The organism is Archangium primigenium (genome assembly GCF_016904885.1).
GTDB classification, from domain to species: Bacteria; Myxococcota; Myxococcia; order Myxococcales; family Myxococcaceae; genus Cystobacter; species Cystobacter primigenius.
Window position 1 is genome coordinate 8,465,622 of record NZ_JADWYI010000001.1, and the last position, 17,680, is coordinate 8,483,301.

The 17,680-nt window shown below is 69.7% G+C and carries 15 protein-coding genes; 4 read left to right on the forward strand and 11 right to left on the reverse strand.

All coding sequences use genetic code 11. The features are described from left to right. The first annotated feature begins 14 nt into the window (after positions 1-14). The 3 genes from I3V78_RS34800 to I3V78_RS34810 are packed head-to-tail and all read left to right on the forward strand — an operon-like array spanning position 15 to position 3,383. Positions 15-983 carry a Rieske 2Fe-2S domain-containing protein gene (locus I3V78_RS34800; protein WP_204494617.1) on the forward strand — a complete coding sequence of 323 codons (969 nt, stop codon included), beginning with the start codon at positions 15-17 and terminating at the stop codon, positions 981-983. After that, complete coding sequence (locus tag I3V78_RS34805; RefSeq protein ID WP_204494620.1) at positions 964-1,884, forward strand: fatty acid desaturase; 921 nt, start codon at positions 964-966, stop codon at positions 1,882-1,884. Before I3V78_RS34800 ends, I3V78_RS34805 begins: the two co-directional genes overlap by 20 nt. After that, on the forward strand, positions 1,881-3,383 hold the full coding sequence (locus I3V78_RS34810) for a phosphatase PAP2 family protein (protein WP_204494623.1): 1,503 nt from the start codon (positions 1,881-1,883) through the stop codon (positions 3,381-3,383). Before I3V78_RS34805 ends, I3V78_RS34810 begins: the two co-directional genes overlap by 4 nt. Here I3V78_RS34810 and I3V78_RS34815 read toward each other — a convergent pair. The 9 genes from I3V78_RS34815 to I3V78_RS34855 all read right to left on the reverse strand — a co-directional run bounded on the left by I3V78_RS34815 (position 3,355) and on the right by I3V78_RS34855 (position 14,592). Beyond that, the gene (locus I3V78_RS34815; RefSeq protein ID WP_204494625.1) at positions 3,355-3,969 is read right to left on the reverse strand and encodes an SgcJ/EcaC family oxidoreductase; all 615 of its coding nucleotides are present in this window, start codon (positions 3,967-3,969) and stop codon (positions 3,355-3,357) included. The genes I3V78_RS34810 and I3V78_RS34815 overlap by 29 nt on opposite strands. Before the next feature lie 115 nt (positions 3,970-4,084). Continuing rightward, a complete protein-coding gene (locus tag I3V78_RS34820) occupies positions 4,085-5,575 on the reverse strand; it encodes an alpha/beta hydrolase family protein (protein WP_204494628.1) in 1,491 nt (496 codons plus the stop codon). A gap of 348 nt (positions 5,576-5,923) precedes the next feature. Further along, the gene (locus I3V78_RS34825) at positions 5,924-7,609 is read right to left on the reverse strand and encodes an AMP-binding protein (protein WP_204494630.1); all 1,686 of its coding nucleotides are present in this window, start codon (positions 7,607-7,609) and stop codon (positions 5,924-5,926) included. Next, complete coding sequence (locus I3V78_RS34830) at positions 7,606-8,970, reverse strand: OmpA family protein (RefSeq protein ID WP_204494632.1); 1,365 nt, start codon at positions 8,968-8,970, stop codon at positions 7,606-7,608. Before I3V78_RS34830 ends, I3V78_RS34825 begins: the two co-directional genes overlap by 4 nt. Position 8,971: 1 nt before the next feature. Beyond that, a complete protein-coding gene (locus tag I3V78_RS34835) occupies positions 8,972-10,639 on the reverse strand; it encodes a type VI secretion system baseplate subunit TssF (RefSeq protein WP_204494634.1) in 1,668 nt (555 codons plus the stop codon). 39 nt (positions 10,640-10,678) lie between these two features. Beyond that, positions 10,679-12,298 (reverse strand): hypothetical protein, encoded by a 1,620-nt coding sequence (locus tag I3V78_RS34840; protein WP_204494636.1) that lies wholly within the window; start codon positions 12,296-12,298, stop codon positions 10,679-10,681. Further along, positions 12,295-12,675 carry a GPW/gp25 family protein gene (locus tag I3V78_RS34845; protein ID WP_204494638.1) on the reverse strand — a complete coding sequence of 127 codons (381 nt, stop codon included), beginning with the start codon at positions 12,673-12,675 and terminating at the stop codon, positions 12,295-12,297. The genes I3V78_RS34840 and I3V78_RS34845 overlap by 4 nt, the downstream gene beginning before the upstream one ends. Next, positions 12,672-13,628 (reverse strand): type VI secretion system baseplate subunit TssG, encoded by a 957-nt coding sequence (locus tag I3V78_RS34850; RefSeq protein WP_204494640.1) that lies wholly within the window; start codon positions 13,626-13,628, stop codon positions 12,672-12,674. The genes I3V78_RS34845 and I3V78_RS34850 overlap by 4 nt, the downstream gene beginning before the upstream one ends. Positions 13,629-13,641: 13 nt before the next feature. Beyond that, positions 13,642-14,592 carry a type VI secretion system protein IglI family protein gene (locus I3V78_RS34855; RefSeq protein WP_204494642.1) on the reverse strand — a complete coding sequence of 317 codons (951 nt, stop codon included), beginning with the start codon at positions 14,590-14,592 and terminating at the stop codon, positions 13,642-13,644. A gap of 110 nt (positions 14,593-14,702) precedes the next feature. Here I3V78_RS34855 and I3V78_RS34860 point away from each other — a divergent pair, with 110 nt between their 5' ends. Further along, positions 14,703-15,353, forward strand: a complete 651-nt coding sequence (locus I3V78_RS34860) for a hypothetical protein (protein WP_204494644.1) — start codon at positions 14,703-14,705, stop codon at positions 15,351-15,353. Between the two features lie 74 nt (positions 15,354-15,427). Here the strand turns inward: I3V78_RS34860 and I3V78_RS34865 are convergent, their stop codons facing one another. Beyond that, positions 15,428-16,027 carry a hypothetical protein gene (locus I3V78_RS34865; protein ID WP_204494646.1) on the reverse strand — a complete coding sequence of 200 codons (600 nt, stop codon included), beginning with the start codon at positions 16,025-16,027 and terminating at the stop codon, positions 15,428-15,430. 94 nt (positions 16,028-16,121) lie between these two features. Beyond that, positions 16,122-17,642 carry a type VI secretion system contractile sheath large subunit gene (gene tssC, locus I3V78_RS34870; protein WP_204494648.1) on the reverse strand — a complete coding sequence of 507 codons (1,521 nt, stop codon included), beginning with the start codon at positions 17,640-17,642 and terminating at the stop codon, positions 16,122-16,124. Positions 17,643-17,680 lie beyond the last annotated feature (38 nt).

The following is a 17,680-nucleotide window of genomic DNA, read 5'->3' on the forward strand; positions in this document are numbered from 1 at the left end:
CTAGGGTCCAGGGCATGGCGGTCAATGTCGCGGCATCGGCGCACGTCCCGCGCCACCCGGAGTCCCCGTGGTTCCGCGCCTGGTACGCGGCCTGCGCCTCGGAGGACTTGCGGCCCGGACAGGTGCGCGCGTGGAGTCTGGCGGGACGGGAGCTGGTGCTCTTCCGGACGGAGTCGGGACAGGTGCAGGCGCTCGCGGCGCACTGTCCCCACATGGGCGCGCACCTGGCGCGGGGCACGGTGGTGGGCGAGTGCCTGCGCTGTCCCCTGCACCACCTGGCGTTCGACGGCCGCGGCGTCTGTCATCCCCCGCGGCGGCTGTCCCAGCGGGCCTTTCCCGTGGTGGAGCGCCACGGCAACGTGCTCGTGTTCAACGGGCCGGTGGTGCTCTTTCCCCCGCCCCAGGTGGGCCCGCCCGCGCTGCGCTGGCGCGCCGCCCCGCCCGTGACGGTGAAGTGCGGGTGGCTGCCCCTGGTGACCAACGCCTTCGACATCGAGCACCTGCGCACCGTGCATCTGCGCGAACTGCGCGAGCCCCCGCGCCTCGAGCGGCCCGATGCCTTCACCCTGCGCCTGCGCTTCACCTCGCGCGTGACCGGCAACGGGCTGTCGGACCGGATGATGAAGGCATTGTCCGGAGATCACATCCGCGTCACCCTGACGCTGTATGGCGGCAGCCTGCTCGCGGTGGAGAGCGACCTCGGCCGCGTGCGTGGCGCCCTGCTCGCAGCCTTCCTCCCCCACCCCGAGGGCACCCAGGTGACGCTGTCCGTCGCCTCGCCCCCGAGCCTCCTGCCGGGCCTCGCCCCGGCCCGGCTCGCCCTGTCGCGCTGGCTCTACACGGCGTTCCTCCACCGGGACCTGTCCGTGCTGGAGGGCATGCGCTTCCAGTCCGCCGCCGCCCGGGAGGACCCGGTGCTGCGCCCCCTGCTCGACTTCATCGCCCAGCTGCCCGAGGACCCGGATGACGCGCCCCCCGGATGACACGCCCATTCCCGCCACCCTCAACGGCGTGCTCCTGGCGGGCGCGCTGGCGGGCGCCATGGCGTGCCTGTGGCTCGCCTCGCACCTGGAGCCGCTGTGGGCCCGGCTGCTCGCCGCCCTCGCCTTCTCCTACGTCAACAACACCGTCTTCTCGCTGCTGCACGAGGCGACCCACGGCGTGCTCCACCCCTCGCGGCGCGTCAACGACGCCCTGGGGCGCCTGGCCGCCGCCTTCTTCCCCACGCTCTACACCCTGCAGCGCGCCTTCCACCTCACCCACCACCGCGACAACCGCACCCCGCGCGAGCGCTTCGACTACCTGCAACCCGGCGACAACCGCTTCCTCAAGCACGCGCAGTGGTACTCCATCCTCACCGGGCTCTACTGGGCCTTCGTGCCGGTGGGCGCCGCCACCTTCGCGCTCTTCCCCGGGCTCGCGCGGCGGCTCCAGGGCAAGGGCACGCGCTACGGGGCGCAGACGGGCGCGGAGAGCTACTTCGCCCGGGTGGAGCACCTGCCCCCCGCCACGCTCCGCGCCGAGGCCCTGCTCGCGCTCGGCGTGCAGCTCGGCCTGGTGTGGGGCCTCGGGCTCACCGCGTCCGGATGGGCCCTGTGCTACGGGGCCTTCGCCGTCAACTGGAGCTCGCTCCAGTACGCGGACCATGCCTGGTCGCCCCTGGACGTGCACGAGGGCGCGTGGGATTTGCGCGTGAGCGCGCCCGTGCGCTGGCTCTTCCTCAACTACCACTACCACCGCGCCCACCACCGCCACCCGCGCGTGCCGTGGATCCACCTGGGCCGCTACGTGGACCCCGAGGCGCCCCGCCCCGCGTTCTCCCAGGTGTGGCTGTCCATGTGGCGGGGCCCCCGCCCGCTGCCCGTCCCTGGGGAGCGGCCATGAGCCGCCCGCCGCTGTTCGCCCTGCCCCGGCGCGAGGACGTGGCGCTCACGGCCGCGATGGCCGCGGGCTTCACGCTCTTCTTCCTGCTCGTGTACGGCGGCGCGAGCTGGGTGACGGGCTTCTACCCGGGCGGCGTGCGCGTGGACCTGCCCTTCGAGCGTCACATCCCCTTCGTGCCCGCGTGGTCGGCCGTCTACGTGAGCATGGACGTGCTGCTGCTCTTGTGTCTGTTCGTCCTGCGCACGTGGAAGGACCTGCTGCCCCTGGTGCTCGCGCTCGCGGTGGAGACCGTGGTGGGCGCGGTGTGCTTCCTGGTGCTGCCCGTGGAGGTGGCCTGGCCCGCGCGGCAGGTGCACGACGGCTCCGCCTTCATGTTCCTCGTGGCCGACACGATGAACCTGGAGCGCAACTACCTGCCGTCGCTCCATGTCGCGTTCGCGTGCACCGGGGCCCTGGCCTATGGCGAGCGCGGCGGGTGGCTCGCGCGGGTGGGCTTCTCCCTGTGGGCCCTGGCCATCGCGGCCTCCACGCTGCTCATCCACGAGCACCACCTGGTGGACGTGCTCGCGGGGGCGCTGCTCGCCTGGGGCACCTGGCGCCTCGTGGCCCCGTTCGCCCGGCGCGCGGACGTCCAGGAGGCCCTGCGCGTGGAGGCGCTCTGCGCCCGGGAGATGTACCGCTTCTCGCGCCGGCACCTGCGCTACCTCCCGCCCGCGCTGGTGCTCTACCGCTACGCGCTGACGGGCTGGCGCACCACCCGCGTGGCCCGCACGGGCTTCTGCTTCCTGCAGCTCGTGGACGACGTGCTGGACGGCGACCGGGCGGTGGAGGGCGAGCCGCTCGAGTGGGTGGACGGGCTGCTCGCGCGGCTGGAGTCGGGACGCAGCGACCCCGGAGACGTGGCGCTCACCCTGGGCCGGTGGTTCCTCGCGGAGCTGCGCAACGACGAGGCGCGGGCCGAGGTGCTCCAGCTCGTGCGCACCATGCGGCGCGACCGCGAGCGCGTGCGGGGCCGCCAGGAGCTCTCCGAGGCCGCGCTGCGCGCCCACCACCGGGAGACCTTCACCCTGTCCGTGAGCCTGATGCTGCACGCGGCGCGGGCCGAGGCACGCGCCCTGGAGGCCCCGGCGCTCTTGGATGCGTTCGGCTGGTGCTCGGCGATGCGCGACCTGCGAGAGGACCTGCGCAAGGGCCTCTTCAACGTCCCCGCCGAGGTGGCCCGGGCGGTGCGGGCCGAGGGCGGAGACCCCTGGCACTACCCGTCGCTCGTGGACTCGGTGGCGGGCCAGGCATGGCTGCGCGCCGAGCACCGTCGGGCGCGGGCGCTGCTCGACACGGCGCGCGAGGAACTGAAGGCGCTCGAGGGCCGCTCCGGCGTGGCCCTGCTGGGGCTGTTCCAACGTTCCATCGAGGGTTTCTGGGCGAAGCGCCTGCCCCGGCGCCTGCCGTTCCTGCGCGTCCCGGAGGGCGTCAGCCCGTCGCCTTCCGGCGCCCCATGAAGCGGCCCACGGCGATGCCGCCGAGCAGCAACACCACGCCGCCCACGCCGCCGAACGTGGCCGCCCGCTTCTTCACCAGGTCCAGCACGGGGTTGTCGAACACGTTGGTGGAGTAGTGGAAGGAGGCGATGAGCCACCGGTCCCCCTGCTTCACCAGGGCGCAGCTCCAACGGCCGTGGACGACGAGGTCCGAGCCATCCGTGAGCACGTAGTGGTCCGTGGACGAGCCCTGGGCGAGGCCCGTGTCGCCGTACAGGCGCGTCAGGTCATCCACCTCGAACTTCGCGGTGAGCTTCTCCACCACGCGGTGGGGGCCATTGCGCATCTGCTCGTAGTAGGCGCGGATGGCGTCCTTGCCCACGCGCACGTCGTTGTTCATGGTGGTGAAGACCACGTCCGGGTGCAGGTGCGAGAGCAACCGGTCCAGGTCCTGCGCGTTGAGCGCCTGCTCCATGTCGTTCTTGAGCGCGCGCAGCGCCTCGTGGGTGGCCGCGTCCCCTTCCGGAGCGCGCGCCTCCTGCGCCTGAAGCATCGAGGGCGCGAGCAGCACCCAGCACACCATCACACCACCCAGAACCCGATTCATGGAGCCTCCCGAGGACGTCGCTGTTGCGGAGCGTCTAGCGCACTCAACGAACGCGGAGGAGACAACAAACGAATCGAAGTCCGGTCTTGACCTTTCCGCCCCGACCCGCGCCCGTCTAGAGGGTGATGATGCCGTGCTTCTCGAAGGAGCGCCGCGCCTGGCGGATGCGCGCCTCGGTCCTGTCGCGCCCTCCTGAGACAAACGCATCGACCATGATGTGGGTCTCGACCCCGTTCACGAGCGCCTCGATGAGCTGGGTCAATGAGGTGCTCAGGGTCTCCTCTGATTTGCACAACGTATGCATCCGCTGCGAGGTAATCCACAGCGTGGTGTAAGGGTCTGACTGGAAATGGCTCCCGAAAAGTGGCGACTCCGCCATCAGTTCCGCGACGAGGTGGACGAACTCGCCGTAGACGGGTCCCCGCTTCTCGGTCTTCCCTTTGCCGAACTGCTTGTCGATACCGTAGTCCTCGAGGGTCCGCATGATGAACTCGATGGTCGTCGGCGAGAAGGCATGTCTCACGACATGAGGGCGGAAGACATCCGCGAAATCGTTTCCGAAAGGGCCCAGGTCGATTTCATCCAACGCGGAGATTTCGGCGGAAATCTCGGTACCGCGTCGCTCGGCCAGCCGCGGTCGGTTGCCCTTCGTGAGGATGTCCAGGATGCCAATGAGGGCACCATGCTGAGAGAAGACCCGATCCATCCCGCTGTCGATGAGCCCTGGCAGGACGGGGGCGTCGAGCCAGCTGAACCGCAACTCCATCCCCGGCCAGACGCGGGTGCCGCCCCGGGTCACGGGATCCTGCGCGCTCCATGGATAGAAGAAGCGGTGGATGTTCTGCAACCAGAGCGCGCACGGCGCACGATTCCGTCTGGGCGCCGCCGCGAAGTAACCCAGGGGCGCCAGCCTCGTGCGCAGGAGGACCTCTTCGGTGTAGTCCTGGGCGAGCGCCGCCCCCAGACTGTGCCCGATCACCAGGTCGATTTTATCGGCATACTTCGCGATCGGATGGTCCTTGCAGCTCAACCAGTACTTGACGCAGCCCCCGCCAATCTCATCGGGAGAGCAGTTGGCCAGGGCACCGGTGCTGTCCATGTACCCGAGGAGCGCATCGCGCCCCTTGCCCACGGAGTTGGTGCCTCGAAACGTCGCGATGTTGCGTGTCCTGCTCCCGCACCGGGCTTGGAAGATGAACACGGCCGTCCCCGGCTGGACCGACCAGGGCAGATCCGCGAGTGCCTCGGGAGAGAGCGACTGCGTATAGCTCTCCACGAGCGTGAACTCGACCGAGGCCCCCGTCTTGGCGCCACCGAAGAACTCCGCGACCTCCCCGTCGAGAAAAGCATCGAACCGCAGGCCTTTCTTCAAGGACAGATAGGAGAGCATGACGAAGCCGTCATTGAACGCGAACGGTGTGAGCTTTCCGCTCTCGGTGAGTTGGGTGAAGAACTCCGACAGGTGCGTGGCCACGAAGTGGTTCTTCACCTCCTGGGATCGACTCGCCTTCGCCTCCCAATACTTGTTCATCAGCGTCGTGAACGCGTCGATGTTGTCGGTCTCGGGCAGCGGCGGGCGAGCGGACGTGCCGAACGAGCGCCGCATCTGCCCCCCCATTCCCACGCTCGAGACCGACGTCGTGGACCGCGTGAGCGTATTCCTTCGCAGCGGGGAAGACGCGCTCACGGGGCGACCGCGGGCAGGGACCATGGATGCCAAGGCCACGCTCGCGGGCAACGGCGGTTCCTGAGTCTGAGACCTCAGAGGCAGGGTCTGGACAACGTTCGTGGCGGACACGGATGGCGAACCGAGGGCCCAACGCTCGCGCATGAAATGGGAAAAGCCATGCTTGAAGACCGCGAGGGCACTGGGGCGGAGCCGCAAGGGAGCTTGGACAGCCATCTGCACAACGGGTTTCATTTCGGCCTCCGCACACCAATTTTCCGCTTCAAATCAATACCCAGGAGAAAGGACGTGGCCGCGCAGGGCGGTGAGGGACTGGAACAGGGGGTCCGAGGCCTTGTGTTTCAAGGAGCCCGTCAGGTACTGGGCATGGCACCACGCCTCGTTCAACTGGCCCTCCGTCCGGCGGGCGTGTAGGGGAAAGCACTCGACGCGGTCGGGAAAGAACTCGGCCCCCAGCTGCAATTCGAGACGTCGGCGGATCTCCGCGGCGGAGGACTCCGGGCTTGGCATCCGGCCCTCGGTGAAGACGAGCAACACCTGCCGGTACTGTCCCGCCAGGCCCGTGGGTACGGGCAGCACGGAGGTGACCAGGGCCGGGCCCGGCGCCTCCCGCAGCGCCTCTGTCACCTCGCCCGCCGGGTAGACCCGCCCCTCGCGCCGGGCCTCGCGACCGCCGGCGTATTGGTAGTGCTCGTTCACCCGCGTGAGGATGATGTGGCTGGGGGCGCGGCCCTCGGGGGGCAGCAGGGTGAAGAGGCCGGTGTCGCCCGCTGTCTCCTGCCCGGTCTGGGTGAAGTCCCACAGGGCCCAGCGGCGGCCTGGCGCCGGGGCGGCGTCGAGGTGCACATCCCCCACGCGCCGCTGGGAGCAGAGCACCGTCCCACCCGCCGCCGCGTCCACGAGCACATTGGCACAGGGCACCGCGGCGAGGCCGCACTGCTTCACCCAGGCGCGCCACGCCTGCCAGTCCAGGGGGCCCTCGGGATTGCGAAACCAATGGCCCACGGTCTTGAGCGAGGTCCGAGCGCGCAGCGAGGCGTCCCGCAGGGCTGGCGTCACGCCGAGCGCGCGAATGGGATGTTCGGTCAGCAGGGCCGGTGAGGCCTCCACGTCCGCCGGCTCGAGATGCAGGTAGGTGGCGCCACGCAGCAGCGTGGCGAAGAGCAGGGCCGGCAGGTGTTGCAGCGGGTGGAAGCCGGGCGCGGCCAGATGCTCGCCGGGGGACAAACCGAAGGTGAGCAGGCCATCCACCAGCGCGCCCAACCAGGCGTCTCCGGCGAGCAGGGGCACTGGGACGCCGGCCGGTGTCGCCAAGGGAGAGAAGAGCAGGCCCACCACCTCCCCCGGCTTGTAAGTGTAGGAGGCGATCGTCGGGGTCGGCGGCCCCTGCGTGGCCAGCAGACATTTGGCGAACGGACCCAGCAGCGGCGCCTGATGGGCCTCGGCGGCCACGTGCTCGGGGGCGAGCGCGGCGAGGCGGCGGGCCACGAAGCGCCGGCCCACGGGTGGCAGGAGGCTGATGCAGGCCCCCAGGCCCAGGGCGGCCCCCAGGCTCACCAGCAGCTCCGGCCCGGGGTTGAACACCAGGCACACCTTCGCGCCCGGTTTGACGCCCTGCTGCGCCCACGCCGCGGCCCGCCGCACCGCCTGGTCGTGCAACTGCCGGTAGCTGAGCGTCTGCCACCCGCGCGCGCGGTCATAGGTGCGCAGGGCGATGCGCTCCGTGGCGGCGTGGCGGCCCATCAGGTCGTGGAAGAAGTCGTGGTGCTGGCCCGCGCGGCTCTTGAAGGGCGCCCCCCGGCCCACGTGCGCCGGAGCGAGCGTCGCGGCGAAACCCTCCGGATCGTTCCAACTGCGGCGGAGCCAGTCGGGCACGCCCGCCTCGGGCGGCGTGGCCGTCTCGTACGCGGCGAGGATGGCCCGGAGCTCGTGGGCCGGGGGAGTGGGCGTCATGGGGTCTCCTGGGAGAGCACCGGGGCCGCTCCCGTGACCAGCACCTCCACGTGGTTCGTGCCGGAGACACGCGCCTGCATGCGCTCCATGGGCACCCCTTGCGCGGCCAGGTGGTGGCGCAGGGCCTGCGCGCGCCGCAGCGGCAGCAGCCGATCGGACGCGTCGCGGGCCTCCAGCTCCGGCTGGCCCTCGATGAGCACGGTGGTCTCCGCGGGCAGGGCGCGCAGCAGCGGCAGCAGTTGCCTCAGCTCCGGCTGATCTCCGGCCAGCGCGGTGCCCCCCGGCTCGAAGCGCACCGTGCCGCGCAGGGCCGGCGGCGCGCCCGTGTCGGCCCGGAGCGGCTCCGCCGCGACGTGCGGCGGGAGCAGCTCCCGCGTGGGCACGGGCAGCACCGAGGCGGTGACGACCCGCGACGAGGGGACGTTCGCCTCCTCCAGGCGGAACTGGGGGACGGCCTCCGCGAGGCGCTCCAGCGCGGGCGGAGGCTCGGAGCGGAAGTTCAGTCCCACGAGCACACGCGCGATGGGGGTCCCGGGCGCGGAGCCCAGGCCCGGACCGCCCAGGACAGACAAATCGAACGCCGGGGAGAGCGGCAGGCGCACGCCGCCCAGGAGCTCGAGGGAGGACTGACCGGTGTCGGCGGCGAAGGCGCCTCGCACGGCCAGCTCGCCCCGAAGGCCCTCGCCCGTGGTGGTCGCCAGCGCGCCTCCGCGCACCTCCAGGCTCTGGGAGGAGCCCGCGGCGGCCAGGGGACTGCGCGGGCGCACCAGCACGCCCGCCTCCAGCGCCGGGTGGAGCCACCCCACCCGCCTGCCCACCGTCGCGCGCGCGCGGAAGCGCAGGCCCGAGTCGGACGCCAGCGCCTGACCACTGCCCAGGGGCAACCCCACGGCCAGGTCCACGGAGAGGTCCACGGGCTGCTCGTGGCGCTGCGCCAGCACGCCCAGGCGCGCTTGGAGCACCGGCGTGTCGAGCGCGGCGGGCGTGAGGGGCGTCAGCCCCAGGTTGCCCGGGTTCTCCCCGTGCTGCCAGAGCACCACGGGCAGTTGCAGGCCCAGCTCCAGCCACGAGAACAAGCCATAGCTGCCCGCGAGCACCGTGGAGGCCCGGCCCCGCACCAGCTCCAGGCGCTGGGTGCCATTGCGCAGCACGAAGGGCAGGTGTTGGTACTGCCCCATCATGCCCACGCGGAAGCCGCCCTCGGGCAGCAGCTCGCCATTGCCAGACACCAGGGAGCCCCGCCCGGAGTTGAGCTCCAGGCGCTCCAAGGCGAAGCCCGGCAGGGAGGCCTGGGCCCAGGCCGAGGCGCCGCTCAGGACGGTCGCCAGGAAGACCACTCGGGTGGACGTCAGCAAAGACATGTCAGGCGCTCCACGGGCGGGCGTAATGCAGGGGTTTCTCCAGATGCGGGAGCTTCACCTCGAGCTCCACCACGTCCTCGGTGCTCCAGGCGCCGAGCAGGTCCAGCAGCCGCTCCGAGAACAGGTCCACGGTGGGCAGCAGGGTGGGCGCCAGGTCGGAGAAGGTGAGCTGGTAGATGTATTTGAAGCCCGCGGCGCTCCGGGTGAATGGCTTGGACTGCACCTTCACGGAGGACAGGCGCGGCAGCAGGTCGCGGAAGTAGCGCTGCTGGCGCACGCCCAGGGTCTCCAGCAGGAAGACCAGGTCCTCCAGCCCGAGGAAGCGCTGGGAGCGCAGCGAGAGCAATTGCAGCAGCGCCTGCTGGTGGTGCTCCACCGGGTTGTCCACCCCGGGCACGACCGCGCCCAGCATCGCCCACTGCATGCCCTCGATGGACCGGTCCGCCAGGACAGCGCGGTAGCCGCTGGCGTCGAACTGGGCGGGCAAGGGCTGGTGCCAGCTCGCCTCCACGGCCACGCGCGCCGCGCGGGAGAAGGCCCCCGGCAGCTCCACGGACAGCCACGTCTTGCGCGCCCGGGCCTGGCCTTCGTGCTCGAGCTCGTAGCTGCCCGGCCCGCCGGAGATGACCCCGGGGCGCAGGGGCAGCATGCCCTTGGCCTCCATCTGGTAGACGCCGAGCACGGAGTGCAGCCGAAAGCCCCGCTCGAACTCCGGATGCTGGAGCGCATGGCGCTCCTTGGTCCCATCGTGCTCGATGGGGTTGGACATGGCCTGCTGGAGGTTGGTCACGGCCACGGCGTTCAACAGGAAGGTGTCCGGCGTGAGCATCAGCTCCGCGGGCCAGCGCCCCCCCAGGTCGAGGCACACGGTGAAGCCCGTCCAGTTGCGCGGCGGCGTCGGGATCCGCACCTCCAGGAAAAGCTCCTGCTCGGGGAAGTGGATGAAGGAGCGCACGCGCTGCAGGGGATGGTCGAAGGGCGCGGCCTCGCCCGGCGGAAGGCGGGGCGCGCCGAAGCGCACCGGCTTGTCCCGCTCATCCGTGGGCGCCACCACCACCTCGGCCCCCTTCTCGTCGAAGAGCACACTCGTCGCGCGCAGGGCGTACTTGAGGTGGTGGAAGACCGCGAGCGAGGCCCGGAAGTCATTGAGGTGGTTGATGTAGAGCCGCAGGACGCCGGGCGCGTCGTTACGGGGAAAGCCACTCTCGAAGGTCAACCGCAGCCGGCTCGCGTCCGCCCCCCGCCGCTCCACCCGCGTCTGGGTGAGGCGGATGGGCAGCAGCCGCAGCGTGGACTCGGTGCGAAAGGAGAGCGGCCCGGTGGGAGCGCCCGCCGCGCCGGGGTTGAGCAGCAGGGACGTGCCGCGCGCCAGCTCCGTGGCATCCACGAAGCGCGCGTCCGGGGTGGCGCGCAGCATGGCCATGGCCGGCACGGGGTTGAGCAAGTAGGAGAAGTGCTGCTGGAACAGGCGCATCGTGCCGCGCGCGAGCACCCGCTGTCCGGCCAGCCGGGTCCGGGTGCTGAACAGCGCGAGCGCCTCGGTGAGGCGCCGCACGTCCGGGTCTTCGTGCTCCAGGGGCGCCGCCGGGTACAGCGCGGAGTAGCCCATCCGGAACTTCTCCAGCGCCTGGAGCTCTTCCAGGAACGACTGGTACAGCGTCTCGTCCATCCGCATCCGTGTGGCTCCCGGGTCTCTCCGGCGGCACCGCTACTTCTTCTGGGTCACCAACATCTTGAGTCGTCCCTCGGCCACCTCGATGAGCTGGGTGTCCTTGTCCGAGGTGCGCTGGATGCGCATCAGGGGCTTGGCGTCCTGGTAGACGTGCTGGATGGACGTCTCGCTCTCCGGCTTCTTGCCCAGCAGCAGGTGATTGCCCTGCGACTCCTTGGGCAGCTTCGCGCCCGGGCGCCAGGCGAGGAATCGCTCCAGGCGGACCGCGCGGAAGTCGAACGCCAGGAGCACGCGCGTGCCCTTGTCCGCGGGGAAGTAGAAGTGCCCGGGCTGCTGGTGGGGCTCGTAGGGCATGAGCACCTCCTTCTCCTCCCAGAGGGGCAGCTTCACCCGGTAGTACTCCAGGGACGTCTTGTCGTCCTGCTTGGCCTGGTAGGTGCGCTCCGCGTCCTCGCCCACCTCGCTCACCACCAGCCCCTCGGCGAGGAAGGGCCACCGCGGCGCACGGAAGGCGGGCCGCCGGAACGTGGCGTCCGAGGCGAGCTCCAGGGACGCCTTCACGTCCAGCTCGTAGACATTGTCCGCGTCTCCGAGGTCGGTGGCGGCATCCGCCGACTTCGCCCGCGCCTCGATGAACAGGCCATACAGCCGGTATTGCTTGCCCTGGGTGTAGAGCTTCGTGCTCCAGCCCGCAGCGAACTCATAGAGCCCGTTGAGGGCGAGGGTCATGCTGGGGTAGCGCTTGAAGCGCACGCGCAGCTCGGGCTCGGCGGGATGGTGCCGCTTGCCCTCCACCGTGGCCCGCTGGGTGAGGTCGCCTTCCAAGGGAGAGGTGAGCAGGTACTCGTGCTTCACGCCCTCCACCTTCACGGCGTTCTCCAATTCCTTCTTGCGGGTGCCCGCCTCCACGTAGCTGTTGAGCACCGATACCTGGGCGCGTCCCGGCTCGGGCAGCACCACCTCCACCGTCGCCACGTCCCGGCGCGGCAGCGGCACGGGCTTGCCTCCCTCGGGCTTCTTGTCCCGCAGCGCGTACTCTCCAGTGGCGGGCGAGAAGAAGAGGCCCGCGTTCTCCCGCGCCTGCAGCCAGTGCACGAAGTCCAGGAAGCTGGCCGTGTTGCCCTCGGCCCCCAAGCCCAGGGCATGCAGGGGCTGCTTGGCCTCGGTCCCCTCCCACTGGAAGGCGAGCTTCACGCCCGGAGGCGCCTGGGCCTTGAAGACCTCCTGGAGGCTCTGCTCCACCCAGATGCCCGAGGGAAAGTGCTGTCCCCAGAGCACCGTGACCGCGTCGGCGAACCGCACCTGGTAGCGGCGGTGCAGCACGGGCCCGTCCTTGACGTCCTTGAAGGCGCGCTCGCGCACCCGGCGCCCCGTCACCCGACCCGGCAACACCAGGGGCTCGGCGGTGATCCCCTCGGCGGCGTGGGCCCGGGCCAGCGTCAACGACACCTCCGCCGGCTCCTGCTTGATGAAGTGCGCGAAGAGCTTGTCCTCGCTGGCGTCCTGCTGGGACACCATCCACCACTCCACCGTCGCGGAGAAGCCATGGCCGTGGGCCGCCACGGACACGCGCTTGATGTTCCCGGCGGGAATGGTCACTTCCTCCGAGCCCAGCTTCAACACCAGCCCGATCTTCACCCGGTCGACGAAGCTCATGGCATGTCCTCCGATGGAGCCGACGGCCGCACGGACAGCTCGCGGGCATGGGGGTCGAGCACGAGACACAGGGGCTCGGCGGAGCCGCGCAGCCGGCAGTGCACCACCAGGCGCGGGTGGCCCCCCGGCCCGTCATAGTCCTCCTCGATCTCCGTCAGCTCGACGCGCGGCTCGTAGCGCAGGATGTTCTCGCGGATCTCCGTGCCCAGCTGACGCAGCATCTCCTCCGCCGTGCGGAAGCCCGTCTCGCTCAAGCCGAAGTCGGGCAGGAACGAGGCCGCGCCCCGCTTGGCCCGCAGGAGATGGCCCAGGTTGCGCAGCACGTCCTCCAGGAGCGAGTCCTGGCGGCGGAGGAACTTGCGGTACAGGAAGCTCATGCCGAGCGCCTCTTCGCGCCGCCGGGCGCCCCGCCCATCGTCATGCCCCGGCCCTCGGCGGACGCCCGCGCCCGCGCCGGGAGGCTGTCCCCCGTGTCCCCGTGGAAGATGACCAGCCGGTGTCCCGGCCGCGTCTCGCCCTGGAGGCGCTCGTACCCGAGGAAGGTGCGCTGGGTGAGCCGCGCCCACTGCGCGTGGGCCGCCACCGACAGGCCCACCTCCAGGCGCAGCCGCAGGGGCGAGAGCAGCGGCCAGAGGTGCGCCGCCAGACGGCGCTCCACCACCCAGGGCCAGTCCTCCCCGCGCGCGTCCGATTCGCTGTCGGCGTGCAGCTCCACCCGGAAGCCCGCCGCCTCCGTGGTGTACGTGTTGCCCAACGCCGCCGAGCCGTCCAGGGGCGCGAGCCCGGTGCGCAGGCCATGCCCGCTGGTGGTGTGCCGGAAGGCCTGCGGGGTGACCCAGGCGCGCAGCTCCGGGAAGTAGAGCTGGAAGAGCCACTGGAGCGTGGCCACCGAGCCCACGCCCGTCATGCGGAAGTAGAACCCCTTGGTGCGCTCCCAGTCGCCGAACCGCGCGCTGTCCCGCTCGGGGTGCAGCGCCCGCACGAACTCCTCGAGCAGTCGGTGGTCGAAGAAGCGGATGAAGTCGAAGAAGGCATCCGGGTTGTGGCTCTGCTCGGCCACTTCCAGGAAGTAGCTGGGCACGAGCGCGTTGGCGCCCAGGAGGCCCAGGTTGAGCGTCACCACCACGCGCCGGTGGGGCACGGCATGGAAGGTCACCGCCTCCACCAGCGACGCGGCGGAGACCGACTCGGGGTTGCTCTCGAAGAGGATGCTCTCGGACGGGTAGCCCTCCGCATCCAGCAGCCGCAGCAGCGGCCCCAGGTCGAACTCCCTCGCCCGGGCGACGATCCGCGCCTCGGTGGGCGTGAGCTCCAACGGCATCGCGGTCATGGTGCTCGCGCCCTCACTCCGAGCGGACGAACCGCTCCAGGTCCACCTGGTAGAACTGCGCCAGCGTCTTCCACTGCGTCGAGTCCTTGGTCTCCCAGTGCTCCTGGATGTGCCGCACGTGCTTGTTGAGCAGCGCGCCGAAGGAGGAGAACAGGTCGGGGAAGAAGCGCCGCGGATCGAAGCCCTCCAGCGTGGAGAGGATGTCGTCGCTCACCAGCGCGGCCCGCTGGTACTCCCCCCGCTCGATGAGCAGCTCGAAGGCCTTGAGCTTGTTGCACAGCTCCACCAGATGGGCCGAGCCCACCAGTTGCACGGGCTGCCCCAGCTTCAGGAAGGGCGAGGTCTCCTGCGGGGGCGGCGGGGGCGCGGCCTCGGCCTTCTTCTCCGCGGGCGCCGGCGGCGGATCCTGCGGCAGGTTCGCGAGGATCTGCGCCCGCAGCTCCCCGAGCCACGGCAACAGCTTCGCGAGCGCCTCGGAGCCCGAGCGGTAGGCGCCCGCGGACAGCAGCTCCATCAGCGTGCGCACCGCCTGCGCGGCCCGGGAGGCGCCCGCCTCGGTCGACACCTTCCACCACGCCTGCCACCGCGCGTCCTTCTGGGTCTGGTGGTAGCTCAGGGTGTCGTGCAGGGTCTGGAAGAACCACGTCACGCCCTTGTTGAGCAGCGCCATCCGCTTGTCGCCCGGCGCCAGCTCCGCCCAGTTGCGCCGGATGAGCTCGACCAGCGTCTCCAGGACGTCGGGCAGCCGCGCCAGGCCCTCCTCATGAAACACAGCGAAGAGGTGGTAGCTCAGCAGGCGCACCTCGAAGAGGTTCTCGGCGAGGAGCTCCTCCACGCCATCCGCCACCTCTGTGTATTGGCCTGCCTGCGCCAGCTCGACGATTCGCTGGAAGCGAGGATCATGCGCCTCGAGGCGCTCGCAATCGCTCTCGAACGCGCGGACGCACCGGCTCAGGTCTCTCATGGGGTTCGTTGTTCCCTGGCGGCATCCGCTGGCGGATGGCATCGCTTTCGAGGAATGTTCGTGCTAACGATTAGCATCAACACCAGCCAACTTCAAGCATCGCACACCTCATGAATACGACTCGGGAGGCCGCCCGGCGGGCGGACGAGGACCAGGACATGGACATGGACAGCAATCACCTGAACTTTCGTTGCAGCTGGCAGTCCGGCATCGACGTCCGCCCGGGATTCAAGAACACGCTGGGCTACCTGCTCGACTGGAGCGGGTGTGGGGGCCTCGCGCTCAAGCAAGACATCGAGGTGCCCAATCCCCTCGGGGGCTCGGGTTCCGAGGGCTCGATCAAATGCGTGGGCCTCATCTCCACGTTCCGCTACACGGGAGGCCCCACGGATCCCATCCGCATCAAGGCCTATGTGAGCGCGGGAACGGCGGCGGAGCTGCGCACCAAGCTCGCCGATGCCCTGCCCAATCCCAAGCTGAAGCTGGCCTGGTACATCATCGGCTTCGACGAGAACGACCAGAAGTGGTTCAAGTCGGCCTATCTCAAGAGCGCCAAGACGGCCGAGGCCAGCATCGACAGCGAGGGTGGGAAGATGCAGATCTTCATCGCCAGCCACGCCGTGCGCGTCTCGAAGGAGATCGACATCAATCTGTATGGCTTCGAGTTCCAGGTGGTGCCCGCCAGCAAGAAGACCTGCATGCTGGAGTTCGCCAACGGCACCACGCTCCGTCTGGTCAAGCAGTGGGGCTCGAGCACCTAGACAGACGGCCCGACCGGCTGTCCCGTGAGCGGGGACAGCCGACCAGGCCAGGACAGCGCGACAGCACGAGACGACTAGGCGGCGCTGCCGATCTTCAGGCCCCAGCGGATCACGGACTTCTCGTTCATCGAGGTCGCCCGGTGGAAGTTGAAGGTGGCGTCGGCCGCCGGGATCACCTGGAAGCTGAAGGGATGGACCGCGATGTCGATGCCCCCGCCGATCTTCACGGCATCCTGCACGTTGATGTGGTACTCGCCGCCCCCACGGGCATTGAGCTGTCCACTCACCGTCGCCGGATCCAGGGGGTGGGAGATCTCGTACCAGCCCTTGTTGTTCTCGTCGAAGCCGCAGACCCACCACGCGAGCTTGGTCACGGTGGTGGTGGTCAGGGACTTCTCCAGCTTGCCGCGGATCTGGTTGGCGTTGGCCGCGGAGATGTAGGCGTCGATCTCGATGGGGTCACCCACGCCCGTGGGCAGCGTGATGTTGGAGATGATGCCCACGCAGGAGATGAGCTGCTTCTCCGTGTCCAGCTTGGCCTCGGCGTACGACGGCGCCGACCCGGTGTTGAAGGGCGAGAACAGGCTGAGGTCGGGCTTCAGGAACTCGCCCATGTTCAGACCCTCGAAGGCCAGCAGATAGCCCACGGGCTGCTTGCGGGTCGGGTCCATCACGAACCCGTCAATCCACGAACAATTAATCGATACAGACATGGTCATCCTCCACTGCGGTTGAGCCCCGGAATGGGGCGGGGGTCACTCAATCGACTCAGCCGAGCCGCGCATCCACGCGCAGGTCCACGTCCATGCCCTCGAACTGGATGTGCGGGAGGATGGACAGGTTGCAGTGGTACCAGCCCACCTTGCCCGGCACCGCGTTGACCGCCAGGTTGTAGGCCTTGAAGGGGTAGTAGCGCAGCGTCAAGTCATCCGGGTTCACCAGCGACGTCATGTAGCCGGAGATCCACCGGTCGATCTGCGCGTGCACCGTCTGGGCATTGGCGGTGCTGCCAATGTTGTCGCGCATGATGCACTTGAGGTAGTGCGCGATGCGGCTGATGGAGAAGGTGTAGGAGAGGTTGGTGACGAGCTGGGAGTTCTCCGAGTCCTTGGGATCCTTGAAGGCGTGGGACTTCTTCAGGGACTGGGCGCTGAAGAAGACGGCATCCGCGGAGCCCTTCTTCTGGATGAGCGGGATGAGGCCGGCGCGGGCCAGCTCGAACTCGCGGAAGTCCGGGATGGCGATCTCCACCGGCAGCTTCAGCTCCTCCTCGCCGCGCAGGTTGAAGACATGCACCGGCAGGTCATCCACGCGCCCGCCGCCCTTGGGGCCGCGGATGTGCTGGCACCAGCCGCTGGTTTCGAACGAGCGCACGAGGTTGCGCGCGAAGAGCATGGCCGCGTTGCCCCAGAGGTACTCGCCGTCGTCGTCCCCGCGGATCTTCTCGGTGAAGAGGATGCCGTGGGCGGGGTTCGTCTCCTGGTTGTACGGCTGGCGCACGATGTAGCGCGGCAGCGTGAGGCCGATGTAGGCGGCCTGCTCCGTTTCCCGCAGCGCGTTCCAGGCGGCGTACTTGGGCGAGTCGAGCAGGCTGCTCAGGTCGCGCAGCTGGGACACCTCGCGCATGCTGCCGCAGCCGAAGAAGCTGGGCGACACGGCGGACAGGAACGGCGCGTGGCTCGCCGTGCAGATCTTCCCCATGGTGCGCAGCCACAGCAGATCCTGCGGCGTGTTGGCGAACTCGTACAGGCCCACCACGCCCCCGTAGGGCGCGCCGCCGTACTGGTCGTACTCGGACACGTAGAGCTTCTTGAAGAACTCGGAGCCGGCGACGTCCGCGGCGTTGAGCTCCAGGTCCGCGTAGGCCTCGTCCTTGGTGACGTCCAGCAGGCTCAGCTGCACGCCGGCCTTGAAGTTGGTGTGCTGGATGAGGTCCGCCAGCGACGTCCAGTTGGCCTCCATCTTCTGGAAGGCCGGGGCGTGCAGCACTTCGTTGAGCTGCGCATCCACCAGCTGATCGATGGTGCCGACGAGCTCCTGGATGGTCTGCTTGTCGAAGCGGCCCACCTCCGGATCCATGTTGTAGACCATGGCCGCCAGGCCGGAGAGGAAGCGTTCTTCCGCGCTGACGTCCTCCGTCACCGACTGGAAGTTGCTCGTCACCATGGGCCGGCGCTGCGGCAGGTCCGTGCTCAAACGGACGCTGGAGAGGAACTGCGGCAGGCCCAGGGAATTCACGTCCATCGGCTCGGCGTTGGGGGCGGAGACCGTCTTCGTCGTGTTCGTCATGGAGGAGTACCTTTCAAAGCGAGGAGGAGCCCCGGGGG